We start from the raw sequence: 18,261 nt of genomic DNA, 5'->3' as shown, positions 1-18,261 counted from the left end.
TCCTTTCTATCTCTAACAGTCATTCTGCATATGAAAAAGGAGTATTAGGAATTTGAAAGACTCCTAATACTTCCTTCTTATGTTTTACCACTTGCATTACTTTCGCTTACAAACAACTAGAAAGAGTCTACCTCTCTCTTAATGATTACTTTTCCCAACGAGATGTAAGCATTTTCTTTCTTGTATAAAACTCAACGCCGTCAGTACCATTCGCATGAAGATCACCATAGAAAGAATCTTTCCAGCCAGAGAACGGGAAGAATGCCATTGGCGCCGGAACCCCAACATTCACACCTAACATACCTGATTCAATTGTTTCACGAAATTGACGTACACTTGCCCCGCTATCGGTATAAATGCAAGCTCCATTTGCAAAACGAGACTCATTCGCAATGTCAATCGCTTCATCCAATGATTTCACACGAACAATAGATAAAACAGGAGCAAAAATCTCATCTTGCCAGATTTTCATTTCTTTTGTAACATGGTCAAAAATTGTTGGACCAACGAAGTAGCCAGCTCCTTTTACAGCTGTATCTTCTCGTCCATCACGAACTAATGTAGCGCCCTGCTCTACACCTGAATCGATGTAACCAATTGTGCGCTCTTTATGGTTATCACGAATAACTGGTCCTAAAAATACATCTTCATCAAGACCATTTCCGATGACAATTTTGTTCGCTTCTTCTACTAGTTTTCCAACTAATTGATCTGCAATTTCTTCTTCTACTGTTACAACAGAAGCAGCCATACAACGCTCACCAGCTGAACCGAATGCAGCACTAATAATTTGCTTTGTTGCTAGTTCAAGATTCGCATCATTTAATACAATGGAATGGTTTTTCGCACCCGCTAATGCTTGAACGCGTTTTAGGTTTTCTGTTCCTTTTTTGTATACATATTCTGCGACAGGCTGAGAACCTACAAATGAAATTGCCTTCACTAATTTATGTTCCAGAAGACCATTCACTACATCGTGTGCTCCATTTACGATATTTAATACACCTTTAGGTAAACCAGCTTCTTCAGCTAATTCGGCTAATTTTGCTGCTAAGAGTGGTGTACGCTCTGAAGGTTTTAATACAAATGTATTACCACAAGCAATTGCAAGTGGGAACATCCAGCATGGAACCATCATTGGGAAGTTAAAAGGTGTAATGCCGCCTATAACACCAATTGGGTAACGATACATACCAGACTCAATACCTGTCGCAATATCAGGAAGTTGTTTTCCCATCATTAATGTAGGAGCACCTGCAGCAAACTCCACGCACTCAATACCACGAAGAACTTCACCGTAAGCTTCGTTATAGCTTTTTCCGTTTTCAATCGTAATAAGTTTCGCTAACTCTTCCCAGTTATCTACTAGTAATTGTTGATATTTAAATAGAATACGAGCACGTTTTGGCACAGCTGTTTTGGACCAAGATTTGAATGCTTCATTTGCTGCTAATACAGCTTGTTCAACATCTACTTTTGTTGAAAGTGGTACCTGTGCAATTACTTCTCCTGTTGCAGGATTATATACAGCTTCCGTCTTAGTTGAAATGGATTCTACCCATTCGCCGCCAATGTAGTTTTTTACGATTTGTGCTGTTTGTACTGTCATATTCATTCTCTCCCTTTTATGTAATGTAGAAGCGTACATAGGATACGCCCTTACTTGATTACTCATTTATGATGTTTCTATACAATTTCTTCAGCCGTTTCCATGAATGCTGAAATCTCTGCCCTTGTTGGCATTGCATCAGAACAGCTATGTTTAGAAATAACAATCGAAGCCGAAGCGCCTCCTAATCGCATCGCTTGAGGAATCTCAAGCCCTTGCATTAAGCCATAAATAAACGCAGAAGCATACGAGTCGCCAGCGCCAAACGTCTTTAATACCTTTGTTTTAAAGATACCGCCGCGGTGAGATTGACCGTCTCTCGTATAAGCGATTGAACCATCCCCGCCGTGCTTAATTACTACGATTTTCGCATGATGAGAAAACCATCTTTCAGCCGTAACTCGATCATTCGATTGTTCGTAGTTTAATAGTTTCTCCATCATATCGAATTCTTCACGCGTTCCAATAATGACATCAGACTTTTCAGCCGCTAGATTATAATACACAGCCGTTTCAGCCTCTGACTGCCATGTATAAGGGCGGTAATCAACATCAAAAAATACAACTACATCATGCTTACGCGCATATTCTAGCGCTAAAAATACCGCCTCGCGAGAAGGACTTTTCGCTAAAGCTGTTCCTGAAATTAAGAGAGCTTTTGATTGTTTAATATAGTCCTCAGAAACTTCTGTTGGATCAAGATTTAAATCTGCGACATTGTCGCGATACATTAAAATACTGCAATCTTCAGGGCTTTTAATTTCTGTGAAAGCTAAACCTGTCACTGCACCAGTACGATCAATACATATCTGATCTGTATTAATATTGTTATCCTTTAGGTACCCTGTAATAAAACGGCCCATTTGATCATCGGACACTTTACCGATAAATCCTGTTTGTAAGCCAAGACGCGCCGCACCAATTGCGATATTCGCAGGAGATCCCCCCACGTACTTAGTAAACGTTCTTGTTTCTTCCATAGGACGTTGTGTTTCATTGGCATTTAAATCAACGCATAAACGTCCAACTGCAATTAGGTCTAATGGACAATCTTCTTTAAAAATAAGTGGATTCATTATTTCTACCTCCCATGCTTTATGAATGAGTGAATGATATGGTTCATATTTTTATAAACTTACTATTCATTACTCTTTATCTATCTATAAGTAAGCGCTCTCTTTATTGATTTAATGCAGTCTGTTTATGTTCAATTTGAACGGGTTTTCCTGTTAGCAAAGATTCCTTCGCAGCTTTCGCAATTCGCTCTGCTTGTAATCCATCATTACCACTGCAAATAACAGCTTTTCCTTCTATAATTGACTTTGTAAATTGTGTTACTTCCTCAATATACGCCTGCGTGTAACGCTCTAAGAAGAAATAAAGTGGCTTATCTTTTACAACACCTTCTGTTTTTGAAACTTGTACTGTTGTCGGGCAACAATTATCCGCAGCGACCGCGCCTTTTTCACCAAATACTTCAACACGCTGGTCATATCCATAAACAGCTTGGCGGCTATTATCAATTACTCCTAAAGCTCCATTCGCAAATTTCAATGTGACTATTGCTGTATCAACATCATTTACTTCCTGAATGGATGGATCAATTAATGTTGTGCCATATGCAAATACTTCAACGACTTCACTATTCATCACATAACGAGCCATATCAAAATCATGAATCATCATATCCATAAACAATCCGCCTGAAGAGCGAACATACTCTATACTTGGTGGTTGTGGATCGCGTGACGTAATTTTTAAAATATGCGGTTGTCCTACTTCTCCTTGTTGAATAAGATCATAGACTTTCCTGAAGTTAGGATCGAAACGACGATTAAAACCTACTTGAAGAGATACCCCTTGTTCTTTTACTACTTCTAATGCATCTAATGTTTCTTCTACTGAGAAACTAACAGGTTTTTCGCAGAAAATATGTTTTTTCGCAAGAGCCGCTTCTTTTATAATTTGCGCATGTGTATTTGTTGGTGAACAAATAAAGACAGCATCAATTTCTGGATCTGCTAATAAATCCTGATAGTTTGTAGTCAGAGTGGAAATCCCTTTATCCTCGGCCCACTTTTCCAGATGACTAATCACAACATCTGAAACCGCTTTAATTTTCACTTGTGGCATCAGCTGCAAATTATCAACATGTAGTTTCCCAATTCGTCCAGCCCCAATAATTCCAATCGTTAATACATTCATATGATTTCTCCCTCTTTATTTAAATTTAAGAAAAAAATGAAAGTCTATAAGGTTTAGCGTAATTATTTAAGTTAAGCGCTTTCCCTATTTTTCTTCATTATACACACTTGATTCTAAATTGAAAACATTTTTATTTTTTTGAATACTTACCTTTTCATCCGAATTTTAAGTTCCTTCAATAAACGTATTACATAAAAATAAAGAATAATAATTAGAAATAAATAATCTAAAAAGCTATAAATATATTCTTTTAAAATACTGATATAACAAAGAAAACCAAGCCTTTTAAATAGTAACCCCCATCTATAAGGTATTTCTTTCTTTTCATACTCACTATTATTTTATTGTCCAATAAGTAAATAGAATGCCTCTATAAAAGAAAGTTGTAAATTGTCAAAAAATTAAATTGACGACCTCGTAATGTAAGCGTATACTTTTTTTATCAAAAAGAATTAAGCGCTTAACCAAAAATAACTTATCGGTGGTGGGAGAATGAACGCTATTAGTTCAAACAAAACATTTATGGACAGGATTGGGATCCCTTCTAATTTAACTTGGGGATATATAGGGATTATTGTTTTTATGATTGGGGATGGTTTAGAACAGGGATGGTTATCCCCTTATCTCGTTGAAAAAGGACTAACGCTAGAACACGCTGCTTTCTTGTTTACTATTTACGGAATTACTGTATCTGCTTCTTCTTGGTTTTCAGGGGTATTTGTACAAATGTGGGGACCAAGAAAAGTCATGACGTTTGGTTTAGTATCATTCATTTTAGGTTCAATCGGATTCATCGGTATAGGAATTCAACATATGAATTATCCCGTAATATTAATTTGCTATGCCTTACGAGGGTTTGGTTATCCCTTATTTGCCTATTCTTTCCTAGTTTGGGTATCTTACAGTACTCCTCAGCAAATACTCTCAAGAGCAGTTGGCTGGTTCTGGTTCGTATTCCAGCTTGGACTTAGTGTTATCGGAGCCTTCTATTCTAGTTATATGGTTCCTAAAATCGGAGAAATCGCCACTTTATGGAGCGCTTTAATTTTTGTTGTCATCGGGGGATTATTCTCAATTGTTGTAAATAAGGACAAGTTTAAAGCACAAATCGTAAGCTCTAACAAATCAAGCGAATTACTAAAAGGCATTACCATCGCATTTGAACATCCTAAAGTTGGTATAGGTGGTATTGTTAAAATTATAAACTCGGCTGCTCAGTTTGGATTTGTTGTTTTCTTACCTACCTATATGATGAAATATAATTTTACGATGACTGAATGGCTTCAAATTTGGGGTACTCTATTCTTTGTAAATATGGTGTTTAATATTATTTTTGGTATCGTTGGGGACAAATTTGGTTGGGTAAATACAATTAAATGGTTCGGTGGAGTCGGTTGTGGTATTGTAACTCTTGCACTCTATTATGTGCCACAAATGGTAGGACATAATTATTGGGCAATATTATTTGTTGCCTGTTGCTATGGAGCAACACTTGCCGGTTATGTACCTCTTACAGCATTAGTTCCATCTTTATCTCCTGAAAACAAAGGAGCGGCAATGTCTGTCTTAAATTTAGGGTCCGGATTATCAGCATTTGTTGGGCCATTAGTAGTAACTGCTTTTATCGGTCCATTAGGTGTTGGCGGCGTGATGTGGATTTTTGCCGGTTTGTACTTCTTTGGTGCATTTTTAACTCATTTCCTTACTATTCCAAAGGAAAATGAAATGAAGCAGGATTTAAATACGAAAAGCAGCGAGCAATTCTCAGTATAAACTCTAAATAAAAAGAAGGTCATCATAACTGCACATGGTTACGATGACCTTCTTTTCGTTACATTCAAATAGGCTATTAAAAAAGCTATCATGTAATATCCTTTACTGAGGATCGTTCTACTAATTGAGGAATAATAGTAATTTTTTGCTTAGCATGCTCCTTCATTTCCATCGTTTTTAAGAGTTGTTCAAACGTACAGGCTGCCATTTGTTTAATTGGCTGTTCAATCGTCGTTAACCCAGGATCTGCAATCTCAGCATAGATTGTATTATCAAATCCGATAATTGATAAATCTTCCGGAATCGAAAGCCCTTGTTTTCTTGCTTCATTCAATAGGCATATAGCAATCAAATCTGTACAAGCAAAAACCGCTGTGGGTCTGTTAGGTAAATTAAGTAACTCTTTACTTGCACGTTTGCTATCTTCCACAGTCGAATAGCAGCTAATTATAGCATCATCATCTAGTGAAATCTCTGAATCTGTAAGAGCTTGTTTGAAACCAGTCAATCTCCCTAAGCTACTTTTTCTATCCTTCTCCATCATAATCGTTAAAGATGTATGGCCTTTCTGAGTTAGATAACTTCCAGCTAGATAGCCTCCCCTCATATCATCAGTTGTCACAACATGAGTCGTGATGGAAGGATGATCTACAGTGAATAAAACAAGTGGCAAATCCCGATTCACGATTTTTTTAACAAGTTTATAATCATTTAGTTCCGTCGCAATAATAATGCCATCTACTTGCTTTTTAAATAATAAATCAATATACTCGTGCTCACGTTTTGTTTGATGATCTGTACTACATAAAATGAGTGTATACCCTGATTCTCGCGCACTATTTTCAAAAGCTCTTGCTACTTCTGCAAAAAATGGATTTGAGATATCTGGGACAAGTACCCCAATCGTATATGTTTTTTTACCTGTTAACGCTGCTGCTACACTACTCGGCTGGTAATCTAATTCATCCATTACCTGATTTACTTTGTTTATTGTTTTTTCACTAATACGCCCAGTTTGATTAATTACCTTGGATACAGTCGCTATTGATACACCTGCTTTTTCCGCAACATCATAAATTGTTGGTTTCACTTTAATTGTCCCTTCTTAATCATCTTTTTCTATATTTTATCATAAATAGATTTTACTTCTTGGTACACAAATAGAATTCTTTTAAAATTTGTAAGTATTTCTATCTTATAGCGTAACGCTTCATATTTACGAATTAATCTACCTTTATGAAACACCTGTAGAAAAAATTTGACCGATTTACTTAATAGACATTTAATATCCACATGCAAGGCTCATTACAACCAGATCATGCAGTAATACTTATGGTTCTTTCTCCTATTTACACCACCTCATGGTAATCTTTACTTCTTTATTGTAATTCCTAATATTAAGATGTAAAATAACATTATCTTATATGCGCTTAAGATAGATCGGAATAAGAAAAGGAACCCTTCTGGGTTCCTTTTTCTATATAACACTAATTCCTATTGCCCTAAGAATACCTCATACAATACATACCATACTAACCCTACTCATATTTGAACTACCCCCACTTTCACTTCGTTTAGAAGTGAGGGATTCCTAAGTAAAGAGTTCTATCGAACTCTAGTTGATTAGGCTAACCCCGCAGTCCTTGCGGTTAGAAGCCTTATCGCTTCATTCTTTATATTGATACTTGCGTTAATATCCCTATCATGGTGTGTACAACAAGAAGGACAGTCCCATTCACGTAGGTTTAAATTTTTAACGTCTTTATTTTGATATCCACAACATGAACATAATTGGCTGGAAGGAAATGTTTTCGATACGACAATGACTTGTTTGCCATACCATTTTGCTTTATATTCCAACATAGTTCGAAATTGTTACCATGATACCTCACTAATTGCTTTTGCTAACTTATGATTCTTTAACATATTCAATACTTGCAAATCCTCTATACCGATCACATCGTGGTTTTTGATGATGTCAGTTGAGATTTTATCCAAGTAATCTTTTCTAGCATTTGATATGTATTCATGAATTCTAGCTACCTTGACTCGTTGTTTATTCCAGCGAGAAGATCCTTTCATTCTTCTAGAAAGAACACGCTGTGCTTTCGCCAACTTATCTTCCAATGATCGGAAAAACTTCGGATTTTTATAGGGTTTTCCATCTGACAAAATAGCGAAATCTTTTAGTCCTACATCTATTCCAATGTAAGAATGTGTTTTCGGAAGTTCTTGTACTTCTGTTTCAACTAATAGTGACACAAAATATCTGCCAGAAGGGTTTCGTCTAACAGTCGCATTTACAATACGTCCCTCTACTTCGCGACTTTTGGCAAATCGAACAAGGCCTAGTTTCGGCAACTTTATTTTGTTCCCTACAACGGCAATATTTTCATTTGTTTGTTTTGTGGTATAAGATTGTACATTATTCTTCTTAGATTTGAAACGCGGGACACTATTTTGTTTTTTGAAAAATCGTGTATATGCATCCGCAAGGTTGCGAACAGACGACTGAATTGCAATACTATCCACTTCTTTGAGCCAAACAAACTCTTTCTTCATGGCAGGAAGTTTGGCAGAGCATGTACCATATGTTAAACCTTTTCCAGTCTCTTTGTATGCGTAATCCCATAGGGATAGGAAATGATTGAATACAAAGCGAGAACAACCTATTGTTTTGTTAATTAGAATTGTTTGTGCTTGATTTGGATAGATACGAAACTTATAGGCTTTATTAATTATCATTTGATTCACCTCCATTTCGGTATATGACTATTATATACCGAACGTATATTCGGTGGATAGTGAAGTAACACTTTATGTATGTCGAACAATTAAGATGGCTTTCTGCCATCCCTTGTTCGAAGCCAATTCATCTCCCACCTACTCACTTCGCGTTCCTTGAGAAAGGAATCTTGTTGGCTAAAATGATAAAACTCTAGTAACCCAAAATGTCCAAGTATCATACATAGAATTAAGCCTATAGGATATACAAAGACTTCTTTCCAATTTATTCATTCATATAGGAGAGATAGTTATACGATGATTAAAACTCCTAATACAATTAAAACAACACACTTTCTTCAAATTCAATCCTTTTTGCTTATCCTTTTATTGTCTCGATAATTGAAACTATTCATTTCCCCTAGAGCTGAGCAGTTAGTTCATTCTAACTGCTCTTTTTATTTTTTATCGTCACCCTTCCATAGTACCTCCATATGTTGTATAGAGATATCTCTTTCTAAATTGTCATTGATGCCTCTTTCAAGTCCTAATACACACCTTAAAAAGAGCACTTTTAAAAAGTGCTCTTTTTACTTTGCATGTCACTCATCCTACAATGAATTGAGATTTTAACCTAAGAATAATTTATGAGATTATTTCCAATTATGAGAATGCATTGGTGAAAACCAATCTATTCTCATAATGAATCTCTGATTTTCTTGAATTCTCCCTGAGGAAAGGCGGCTATTTTTAATAGCCGCCTTTCTTGTATGAATTATAAATATTTGCACATACTATTAACGGAATGGTTGAATCATTGTCATTGAAAATGTTCAGCACTTCCGCTCCTTAAGAGAACAGTCTACGCAACTGTTCTCTTACCTATTTCCTTTTTTCACGCATATAATCTGACAAGCATTATTAACTCTAACTCCCCTACAATCAATCACATTGCAACATTCTCAACATTTCCTCAACAAATTCTCAATATTTTTCATGGACAACAGCACACTTTCTCAACAGTTTTAATATCTTAATATTAAATACTGAAAGGAGATGTTGAAAAATGACTTGGTTCATTATTTTAGGGTTTATGCTTATTTTAATAATAAGCGGTTTTCATGCACATAGTATTCATATCATTTTCAAAATAGGTTCAGATACAAAAGCTGTGCCAAATTGGTCTTTCGTTAATAAAATAAATTTCCAAACATTAAAAGAATTAATAAAAGGATTAAATAAGGATAAACTTAAAATCCTTACAATAGGAGAACTTGTTATTCCTTTAAGTTTCTTTAATAGATTATTTAGCAAAACATTAATTTTTCTATTTCTATTCTTTTACTCTAAATACTTAAACTAACGTAATATGAGATAAGTTAAAGAATAACAATCACTAGGCGTAGCAAGCCAACTTTCGATTGCCTATAATGAATTGGACCTGAAGAATTAAACAAAAAATTAAGCGGCTGTTTAAATGTGAGTCCGGTATTGTACTGGACTCATTCCTTTTAACTGTATTTTTATTTTTTTGCGATTGTAATGAACTCTATAATTATCTAAAATACTATCTTAATATGTTCTATACTTTCGAATTTTGTAAGATAAATTACTCTTGCTTTGTCTTGCTATGTCATTCCATCTCTTTTTGAACGAAGGCCTTTAACTTTTTTAAGTAATCAATTTCCATACGTAAACATTCATTTTCCTCTTTTAATGCCTCTATAGCCTCTTCAATAGCTGCATTATCTAACTTCGATCTTGTATTTGTAATTCCCATACCTGGATCCCCTTTCTTCTTTTATATAGGAAATCCATATCTTATAAATCATATATTCCCCTTAATCTACGGACTATTTCAATGAATTCCTTAAGAAAAACGATTTATTTATTTTCTTTGAATTTAATCTATTTATAAACATTTCAGATATACTCTTTGATAGATCCCACTATATTCATTCCATATTTTTCTCTCCTAAATGAATCATAGTACATATTATCCTCAATACATTTATAGGTTTTTATAGGGTTTTTAACAAAATTTTCTTACATTTAAATAGACATACTACTTTAATCTGTCAACTCCACCTATATTGATAAATACGAAAAAACAAATCTATTTGACATTTCGATGACTTCTAACAGGAAAATATATACATTAAATGAAACCTGATATATCTTTAGTTTGTAAGTTGTAGTTAGTTGGCCAACTTTCCATAAAATTTAATAATTTAAAATATGGGGGATCTAAAATGAATCAAGTATTAAGAAAAAGTAAGAAAAAAATGATGTATCTAGTTGGTTCACTTCTAATTTCTCTATCAATGTTTTCAACTACTAGTTTTGCAGCTACAGAAGGTGCTGTAAAAAGTGTTACAAATAGTACCTATACTGGGATTGCAGCTGATATAAATCTACCAAAATCAGTTGTTGTTAAAGATGGATATGTGAATTGGTATTTAGGTATTGGAGCATCTAAAGTTGAGGGTGGTATTTCCAAAACACCAAGTGGATATAAAGTATTTCTAAATTCAGGATATAATGAATCAGGTCAAAACAGTAAGTATTGGAACACACAGTTTGATGCGTCAATTAAAGATGGTGATCGAGTAAATCTTAAAATAGTTAATAACGGAAATGGTACGGTTACTATGTACGTAAATGGAAACCCTAGATATGCAAATCAGCCTGTATATGGCTCATTTTCTCAATATGAGCCAGTAAAAATGGTTCAGGGGGTTGAAGATACTGGACGTAACTCCTTTAGCCAAGCTAGCTTTTCAAATGTACTTCTAAGAACAGATACATCTGGGGCTACCTACAAAAGTTGGAACAGTTCAATTTCTTCCTCATTTTCAAGACACGGTACTTATGGTAACAATTTCACAGTTTATTCTCAAGTACCATTAAGCGCAAGTTTACGCTAAAGGTGTTATTTGAATCATAATGTTTTTATGAAAAAGTAGTTGCACTTGCAGCACATTTTTATATAGAATACATTGTAATAGATATTTGCGCCAACATAAATGACATCTTTCAACTTTTCCAAAAATAAGCTGTTTATTTAAATGTTATGTACAAAAAAACGTAGAAATATTTAATTTCTACGCTTTTTATAGGTTAATCAATTAATTCATATACTATTATAATTCCTCAAATTCATCCATTTCAGCTTTACGCTTTAAAAATATTTCTATATCTTTATTCTCTCTTTCCATTAAACCTAGAGCATGTCTATCGTTTAAAGCTAATTCTTTATAACCCCATATATATTCTATTGTTGTCGCTTTACTATGTTTATGATCTGCAAAATACCATTCTAAAGGTTGTAAAGGATTCGACACTTCAAACAATTCACCTGGGTACCATGAAGGCAAGTTTTCATTTTTCCCTAAGATTAGATAGTCTAATTCTCCATTGAATAAACTCATACCATAAACCACATATTCCTTATGGATTTCTAAATTTATTATTGAATCTCGATTATATCCTTGTTTTAATAACTCCTCTGAAAATGTATCTCCTGAATTTTTTATACACTTTACTTTCATATACAAGCTCCTATCAACCAAAAATTTAATTTTTAAAATTAAAATCATCGAAATTAATATAATAAAAACCGCAGAAATTAAATATTTCCACAGTTTTATGTTTACTCAAGGTTCTTTCCATTATCTTATAACAATATAGAATTCACCTGTCATTTCTTCTTGAGCATCTTGAAATGTTTCTAAAATCAAATCCGCTTCAGAGCCTAACATATTCTTACTATCTTAAAAAAACTCCCATTCTATTGTTAAAGGAAGAGTAACCCATGCTGTTAAGCAAGCCCACAATGCATCAGCATTCTCTCCATAATAATTCGGTAAATCTAATTTATTTTTCAATATTTTATGCATTATCTCTTTACTTGTAAATTTCCGTTATCTAATTGGATTGTTTCTATAATAAATATCCTCTCTATTTCATCTCAGTATAGAAACAAAGTCTATGATGTTGTCATGAATTGATTAGCAGACTTTTAGCCCGCTATAAACTTAACGTTTTTTCCTGTGGTACACCCAGGTCATATAACACATTACATAAATCAATGTTATCAATATTTCTCGCAGCTGGAATATCAATCTTATGGCTTGCTATTCTATTAGCTCAGTCCGTAAACGCATTTGCAAGATTTATTCTCATATTGAAACCTGTAGGAAATCCTAGTATTTTCACATCCAATACTTGTAAATTTTTAACGATAATTGGAGCGTTTTTTATTATAATACTTAGCTTTCAATTTTTATATCCTTACACCATATTTCTAATTCCATAGGGGGCATAATTATATTACAGGTATATAATTTCAAGCCCTCTTTTTCTACTTCACCAATTTCAATATCATGAAGAAAATATGGTAACTGTTCATATGTAAATGTTTTTATTGGTTTTTCTTTTACATATCCCATGCTATGTTTGAAATCTATTCTATAGCAACCGCTAAATTGAAAATCTACGTCACCATTTTCATTCTTATAAGTTAGATGTACCTCATCACCAAAATAGTCTCATACTAATTTAGTAACCCATGCATCACAATAGTGTAACTCTTCGAATTTTGCTTGTATTCTCCTTACGCTCATTTTTCGACCTCAATTCTTACTTTGTATATAGAATAAGGGCATCTGGACTTTTAACATCCATTTTACTCCCATTCTCATCATATAAATCTACATGATCATATTTTGTTACTTTATCTGGTAGATCTATTCTCATCCTTTTCTCCTTCACCCAGCCGTTTCAGTTGCTATTCCTGGTGCAAAAAATTCTAATCAGGTTAAAGAAAACTCTCCACATTTAATTCGTCCATTATTATTAGATAATGAAATTGAATTCATTAAACAACTTTGATCAAGTAATTATTCTTCCATAAAAAATTATGCTGATTTTTCTACCAAATCCATACTACTACTTCTTCTCCACTAGAATATATCTTTAGCACTTCCAACCTATTTCTTTTATCTTTCTCCAACAATATCTACAGTTTATAAGGTAGTTGAGCTCTTATATTCAACTACCTTATAATACGTTCTACATTATATAAAAATATCTATTACACTAGTTGAATACATGCTAGGGCAACATCCAAACCGAATAAACAATTAATTCAGAAATATTTTTAGAAACTTCATTATCTCACAATTACTTTTTTAAAATAAATCAAAAAATTTTTCTTTACTTTAAATTCCATAGTTCATATAATCTTCTATGGAATTACATTTTTTTCTAAATAGCTCCTCATTTCTAAGTGTTCGAAAGGGCAATTACAAATCATTATACCCTTATGTTTAACCAAGTAAAATAAAAATCCAGTTTTTCACAAGGAGAAGTGACTGCATGCAAGATATTTTAAAACTATTTCCGAGCGTTGACGGAAATGAAGAAAAACAACAACTTTTATTAGAATCTATGCAGAAAATAATTAAAAATCTTGACCGATTAAAAAATGAAGAGCGAGCTTCTTTAGGTAAATGTGAGGAAAAATCCGAAGGATACTACAATGGCTTAATTCACCAAAGTCATATTCCACTAGCTGGAATCACTATGTCTGAGGTTATAGAAGAGCTAAACCAATTTATGAATGGTCATCCTTATCCAAATAAATATTACTTGTCTAACGCTGTACCACTACCAAGTATACCTTCACTATTAGGTGTAATAACCATGGCCCTTTTAAATGGTAATGGTGTTTGGGATGTATATGGTCCAGGGGCAGCTGAAGCAGAAGTAAAAGTTGTATCCATGCTTTCAAAACTGATTGGTTATAATCCCCATAATAGCGGTGGCTATACAACATGGGGTGGACAAGGATGCGTGTTTTCGAGCTTGCGCTTAGCAATTTCTAAACAATTCCCATCAGCAAAAGAACATGGCGCTCCACAAAATGTATATTGCTTTGCTTCTGAAAATGCACATTATAGTTTATTAAAGTCAGCTGAAGCAACTGGCATCGGGTCAAATCACTTAATAAAAGTAAAAACTGATCCTTATACAAATTCTATGGATATAGAAGATTTAGAGAATAAAATGATACAGGTTATTAAAAATGGCGGTATCCCCCTCTATATTCTAGCTACTATGGGGTCCACAGATACATTTACCATTGATGATATAAAAAAAATTAAAGAGAGCGCTGAAACAATACAGAAAAAATATAAATTAAAGCCTATTTATATCCATGCTGATTCTGCAATGGGCGGATTCTATAGCTTCTTTAATAATTATAATTTTGAAGAAAATCCACTCTCATTTGAACCTAATGTAAAAAATGCCTTACAATACGTACAAGATAAAATGCAATATATGTCTCTTGCAGATAGTGTATGTTTTGATTTTCATAAATTAGGACAAACACCTTATGCTTCAAGTATTTTAATCGTAAAAAATCATACTGATTTACAACTGATGGACATTGACCAAGATGATACACCTTATCTTGGTAATAGATCATATGGGAGTTATCATACAGGCTATACTTTAGAATGTTCACGAGCTGGTAGTGCTATTCCCATGTATATCAATCTAGTAGCCTTTGGAATTGATGGATATCAAAAATTATTAGCAAATTATGTTCGTGTAAACCTATTATTTAGAGAGAAGTTGCGTGAGGCTCTACCTCAAGTCGCAATCACAAATGATTTTACATTTGGGCCAATTACAACTTTCCGTTTCTATATGAATGGAGATGGCCAAGAAAATTGGGAAAAAGAACGAATAGGCCTTGCAACAAAAGAAGAGATTGAGGATACAAACCGATTAAATATAGAACTATTTAATTACCTAGGAAAAAATCGTGATCAAGTATTTTTTGGTGATACAACTCGTTCTTGTGTAGTAGATGTAATAAACAGTTATGATAGAAATCCAATTTCTACATTAAAATTCTTTTCTATCTCTCCATATACAACTGTTGAATGTATAGATGAGATCGTAGAATTTCTTTATGAACATATTTCGATTGCTACTAAACAGATTTATTCATATGTTTAATAACCATTTTTGTTAGCGCTTTAATAGTTAAACTTAACTAAATTAAATAAAATTTTTAATCCTTTTAATTACTATTAATTACATCAGGAAAGAGGAAAAACATATGAATATAGAGCTACTTGATACACACCACGTGAAAGATGCAGCACATTTACTTGCACATTCTTTTGTGAATAATGAACCTCTTGTAAGCAGTTTACAAATTCCTTTTGCTCCTTTTCACAAAATGTGCGAAGAAATGATGAAACAAGCTGTATCTCAAGCTATGTCATTTGTGGCAATAGAAAATTTTCAAATTGTTGGAGTTCTTTTAACAAAAAAAGTAACCCAGCCACTAATAGATACAGAGAAAGCGGTTGAACTATGCCCGCAAATGGAACCTATTTTTCAACTTTTAGATACATTAGAGACAGAATCTATTGAGTTTTCTCATTTAGATAAAGAAAAATTGGTCTATCTAGATATGGGCGCTTGTCATCCAGATTGGATGGGAAGTGGTATAGTCACTACCCTTCTTTCACATGCCATTCAAGAAATAAGTAAAAGAGATTATGATTTTATTGCTGCTTGTACAAATAAAATTTCTCAACAAATCCTTAAAAAACAGTATACGACCTTTGAAATGAATGAAATAGTGTATAGTAAATTTCTTTATAAGGAAGCATATCCATTTGCTAACACAACAACTTCCTTAGCAGCACAATTACTATATATACCTAAATCCCAATTCGTCATCCAGGCCATATAAATTTGCGAAGAAGACTAGCTGTACTTTTGTACAGCTGCTTTTTTATATAGAGTAAATTAGTAATAGATATTCTTACATAAGTGATACCTTTTACAATTTAACTTCTTCGAATTCAATAGCCACTTTCTCAGCATGCCTTATTTCTCTGCTTAGCCTACCTAAAGATCCCCTTCTATTTATTTCAACATGTTTCATCATGCTTTAATTTCATATGCTCCATTATTTCATCTATACAAGTAACTTAAATACTTTTCCCTATTCTAATGTCTAATCTTTTACTTTTTAAGTAACGAGTGATACACATCTTCCCACTCTTAAATACTTTAAAATTTATTACCTAATAGCCCCTTAACAATCCCTGTAATTCTTACAATTCTCTTTCATTTTGTTTATCTATTCATCCATCCCCCATATCCTATATATCTCCCTAATCTTCCCCAAAGAATCCAATGTAGAATTCATGATAAAAGAAAACAAACGTATCATATGTAGATTATTTAAGAGAAAAGAGTAAGAATTACTGGATTCTCCTTTCTTTTCATCCTTTTTAGAAGCTCTTTAAAGTCTAATTCTATTACATTCCTGCTAGGTAACATGTCTACTAATCATTTACAATTTGTATAGCTATATAAAGACTCTACTAATTCATTAAAGGAATCTCCTTCCCCCTATCGAATTATTGTAGAGGAAAGGAGAGGGATACATGGAAATTCTAGGATTAGATCCTCGCGCATTAGCGACTTTAGGTGCACTTGAATACACCAATCGTCGCAATAAATTAATCGAAGACTCGGAGAATAACATATACGAGTGTAAAGAAATAAAAGAAATACTTCAATCACTCCCTAAAGAGAAGCAGATTGAGGTTCTTGAGAATCAAGCTCACTTTGAAGCTGTGGCAAAGATGATTGAACAAAACAATTTAATTCTTTTAGAACAGATGAAAGCTCTACAGCTAATTCAGAAATAAGAAACTTATGATTAATTAATTCTACATATGCTTCTATATATAATGTCTCTTTATCTATACTACCAGCCTCTGTTTTTACAGGGGCTTTTGTTATGCGTTGATTCATATTTTGAATTTGAATGGTTTCTTTCACATGTATGAATAGATCTTCTAACAAACCTGGTGTCGACTCTAATTCCTGCTTTTCAATTTCCTCTGTTACAGCACTTATAAATTCCCATAATACTTTCGCACCTAGTAGTTCTGCTAATCGTTTTTCACGCATTTCAAATGTTTTCATGTTCATATTTAACCACTTCCTTCTCCGTATTTTTTACCGTTAATTAAATTGTTTAGATTATGAGGTAGCTGCTATGTAAGGTAATTGAATTCTCACTCACCCAATTGTAAACTATAGTTTACAATTGGGCCCAAAAATAGATTCAACGCTTTTTCCCAAAACCTTTGCTATTTTTATAGCTAACTTAACGTTTGGTTGTTTTTTATTATTCTCTATCTCAGAAATATAAGTGCGCGATAAACCAACTTGTTCCGCTAATTTTTCTTGTGATATAAGTTTTTCTTTCCGTAATTCAGCTATCTTATTCACTTCTCTACTCCTCTCCGCTTATGTATTCATATGATTACAAATCAATTGTAAACCATAGTTTACTGAATCGTCAACAATGTTTTACATGTTTTTTCTCTATTTTAGTTTCTTTTTGTAAATTATTGTTTACAATTGTAATAGGAGGATTACATATGAAGAAAACTCTTGGTGAAATTATTAAAAATTATCGATTAACAAATAAACTATCCTTGCGCGATTTTGCTCAAAAATGCGATGTTAGTCATACTTATATAGACAAACTTGAAAAAGGCGTAGATTCCAGAACAGGAAAACCTGTAGAACCAACACTATTAGTAATAGAAAAGATAGCAAACGCCATGAATATAAGTACTAAATCCTTATTAGAAGAAATAGGATTCATTGCAAAAGATAGTACCGAAGTACATAATACAGAATTAGAGCAATGGTTTACATCAATTAAAAGTGCCTCTCCCCAAAAGCGAGAGGAATTAAAGAAGTTTTGGGAATTTATAATACAGAAAGAAGATTAATATATCAAAAAGACCGCCACCTTAACAAGGTAGCGGTCGCTGGTTCGAACCCAAACGAGATTATACCGTTCCCTCCTTGATATTCAAGAGGGGTTCTTA

Annotated in this window: 15 protein-coding genes and 5 pseudogenes; 7 read left to right on the top strand and 13 right to left on the bottom strand. The window is 33.5% G+C overall.

What is annotated here, in order from left to right; translation table 11 throughout:
- Nucleotides 1-145 precede the first annotated feature (145 nt).
- The 3 genes from ACTFRY_RS19390 to iolG form a co-directional block, all read right to left on the bottom strand.
- Nucleotides 146-1,609, bottom strand: coding sequence for a CoA-acylating methylmalonate-semialdehyde dehydrogenase (locus ACTFRY_RS19390; protein WP_074593221.1), 1,464 nt, complete (start codon nucleotides 1,607-1,609; stop codon nucleotides 146-148).
- A 77-nt stretch (nucleotides 1,610-1,686) separates the two neighbouring features.
- A complete protein-coding gene (iolC, locus tag ACTFRY_RS19385; protein ID WP_098869365.1) occupies nucleotides 1,687-2,685 on the bottom strand; it encodes a 5-dehydro-2-deoxygluconokinase in 999 nt (332 codons plus the stop codon).
- 103 nt (nucleotides 2,686-2,788) lie between these two features.
- Complete coding sequence (iolG, locus tag ACTFRY_RS19380; RefSeq protein WP_440032402.1) at nucleotides 2,789-3,814, bottom strand: inositol 2-dehydrogenase; 1,026 nt, start codon at nucleotides 3,812-3,814, stop codon at nucleotides 2,789-2,791.
- A gap of 492 nt (nucleotides 3,815-4,306) precedes the next feature.
- Between iolG and ACTFRY_RS19375 the strand changes: the two genes are divergently transcribed.
- Nucleotides 4,307-5,587 (top strand): MFS transporter, encoded by a 1,281-nt coding sequence (locus ACTFRY_RS19375; RefSeq protein ID WP_440032401.1) that lies wholly within the window; start codon nucleotides 4,307-4,309, stop codon nucleotides 5,585-5,587.
- Nucleotides 5,588-5,675: 88 nt separating this feature from the next.
- On the opposite strand, the gene ACTFRY_RS19370 is transcribed toward ACTFRY_RS19375, so the two are convergent.
- Nucleotides 5,676-6,677, bottom strand: coding sequence for a LacI family DNA-binding transcriptional regulator (locus tag ACTFRY_RS19370; RefSeq protein WP_074593217.1), 1,002 nt, complete (start codon nucleotides 6,675-6,677; stop codon nucleotides 5,676-5,678).
- A 533-nt stretch (nucleotides 6,678-7,210) separates the two neighbouring features.
- A pseudogene (gene tnpB / locus ACTFRY_RS19365) lies at nucleotides 7,211-8,332 on the bottom strand (IS200/IS605 family element RNA-guided endonuclease TnpB).
- 1,045 nt (nucleotides 8,333-9,377) lie between these two features.
- On the opposite strand from tnpB, the gene ACTFRY_RS19360 reads away from it, so the two are divergent.
- Entirely contained in the window at nucleotides 9,378-9,674 is a 297-nt protein-coding gene (locus ACTFRY_RS19360) for a hypothetical protein (protein ID WP_440032400.1), read from the top strand.
- Between the two features lie 110 nt (nucleotides 9,675-9,784).
- On the opposite strand, the gene ACTFRY_RS19355 is transcribed toward ACTFRY_RS19360, so the two are convergent.
- Complete coding sequence (locus tag ACTFRY_RS19355) at nucleotides 9,785-9,877, bottom strand: IS3 family transposase (protein WP_098529239.1); 93 nt, start codon at nucleotides 9,875-9,877, stop codon at nucleotides 9,785-9,787.
- Between the two features lie 67 nt (nucleotides 9,878-9,944).
- Complete coding sequence (locus ACTFRY_RS19350) at nucleotides 9,945-10,091, bottom strand: hypothetical protein (RefSeq protein WP_170968593.1); 147 nt, start codon at nucleotides 10,089-10,091, stop codon at nucleotides 9,945-9,947.
- A gap of 472 nt (nucleotides 10,092-10,563) precedes the next feature.
- Between ACTFRY_RS19350 and ACTFRY_RS19345 the strand changes: the two genes are divergently transcribed.
- Nucleotides 10,564-11,238: a hypothetical protein gene (locus ACTFRY_RS19345; protein ID WP_064475141.1), complete on the top strand. Its 675-nt coding sequence runs from the start codon at nucleotides 10,564-10,566 to the stop codon at nucleotides 11,236-11,238.
- Nucleotides 11,239-11,454: 216 nt separating this feature from the next.
- On the opposite strand, the gene ACTFRY_RS19340 is transcribed toward ACTFRY_RS19345, so the two are convergent.
- The 4 genes and pseudogenes from ACTFRY_RS19340 to ACTFRY_RS19325 form a co-directional block, all read right to left on the bottom strand.
- The gene (locus ACTFRY_RS19340) at nucleotides 11,455-11,862 is read right to left on the bottom strand and encodes a hypothetical protein (RefSeq protein WP_136985937.1); all 408 of its coding nucleotides are present in this window, start codon (nucleotides 11,860-11,862) and stop codon (nucleotides 11,455-11,457) included.
- Nucleotides 11,863-11,982: 120 nt separating this feature from the next.
- Nucleotides 11,983-12,257, bottom strand: a pseudogene (locus tag ACTFRY_RS19335) (barstar family protein).
- 113 nt (nucleotides 12,258-12,370) lie between these two features.
- Nucleotides 12,371-12,571: pseudogene (locus ACTFRY_RS19330) on the bottom strand (hypothetical protein); the annotation flags it as partial.
- Between the two features lie 11 nt (nucleotides 12,572-12,582).
- Nucleotides 12,583-12,936: pseudogene (locus ACTFRY_RS19325) on the bottom strand (hypothetical protein).
- A gap of 139 nt (nucleotides 12,937-13,075) precedes the next feature.
- Here ACTFRY_RS19325 and ACTFRY_RS19320 point away from each other — a divergent pair.
- The 3 genes and pseudogenes from ACTFRY_RS19320 to ACTFRY_RS19310 form a co-directional block, all read left to right on the top strand.
- Nucleotides 13,076-13,204: pseudogene (locus ACTFRY_RS19320) on the top strand (aldo/keto reductase); the annotation flags it as partial.
- Nucleotides 13,205-13,690: 486 nt separating this feature from the next.
- A complete protein-coding gene (locus ACTFRY_RS19315; RefSeq protein WP_440032399.1) occupies nucleotides 13,691-15,343 on the top strand; it encodes a pyridoxal phosphate-dependent decarboxylase family protein in 1,653 nt (550 codons plus the stop codon).
- 103 nt (nucleotides 15,344-15,446) lie between these two features.
- A complete protein-coding gene (locus tag ACTFRY_RS19310; protein ID WP_440032398.1) occupies nucleotides 15,447-16,091 on the top strand; it encodes a hypothetical protein in 645 nt (214 codons plus the stop codon).
- 845 nt (nucleotides 16,092-16,936) lie between these two features.
- Here the strand turns inward: ACTFRY_RS19310 and ACTFRY_RS19305 are convergent.
- Together ACTFRY_RS19305 and ACTFRY_RS19300 are read right to left on the bottom strand one after the other, a co-directional pair.
- Complete coding sequence (locus ACTFRY_RS19305; RefSeq protein WP_440032397.1) at nucleotides 16,937-17,347, bottom strand: hypothetical protein; 411 nt, start codon at nucleotides 17,345-17,347, stop codon at nucleotides 16,937-16,939.
- A gap of 105 nt (nucleotides 17,348-17,452) precedes the next feature.
- A complete protein-coding gene (locus tag ACTFRY_RS19300; RefSeq protein ID WP_440032396.1) occupies nucleotides 17,453-17,650 on the bottom strand; it encodes a helix-turn-helix transcriptional regulator in 198 nt (65 codons plus the stop codon).
- Between the two features lie 152 nt (nucleotides 17,651-17,802).
- Between ACTFRY_RS19300 and ACTFRY_RS19295 the strand changes: the two genes are divergently transcribed.
- Nucleotides 17,803-18,162, top strand: a complete 360-nt coding sequence (locus ACTFRY_RS19295; RefSeq protein WP_440032395.1) for a helix-turn-helix domain-containing protein — start codon at nucleotides 17,803-17,805, stop codon at nucleotides 18,160-18,162.
- The last annotated feature ends 99 nt before the right edge of the window (nucleotides 18,163-18,261 follow it).

Origin of the sequence: Bacillus cereus group sp. MYBK195-1, assembly GCF_051916605.1 — a bacterium.
In the GTDB taxonomy this organism is placed as follows: Bacteria; Bacillota; Bacilli; order Bacillales; family Bacillaceae_G; genus Bacillus_A; species Bacillus_A cereus.
The sequence above is the reverse complement of the archived record's forward strand: the minus strand, read 5'-3'. Positions and strand labels throughout refer to the sequence as shown.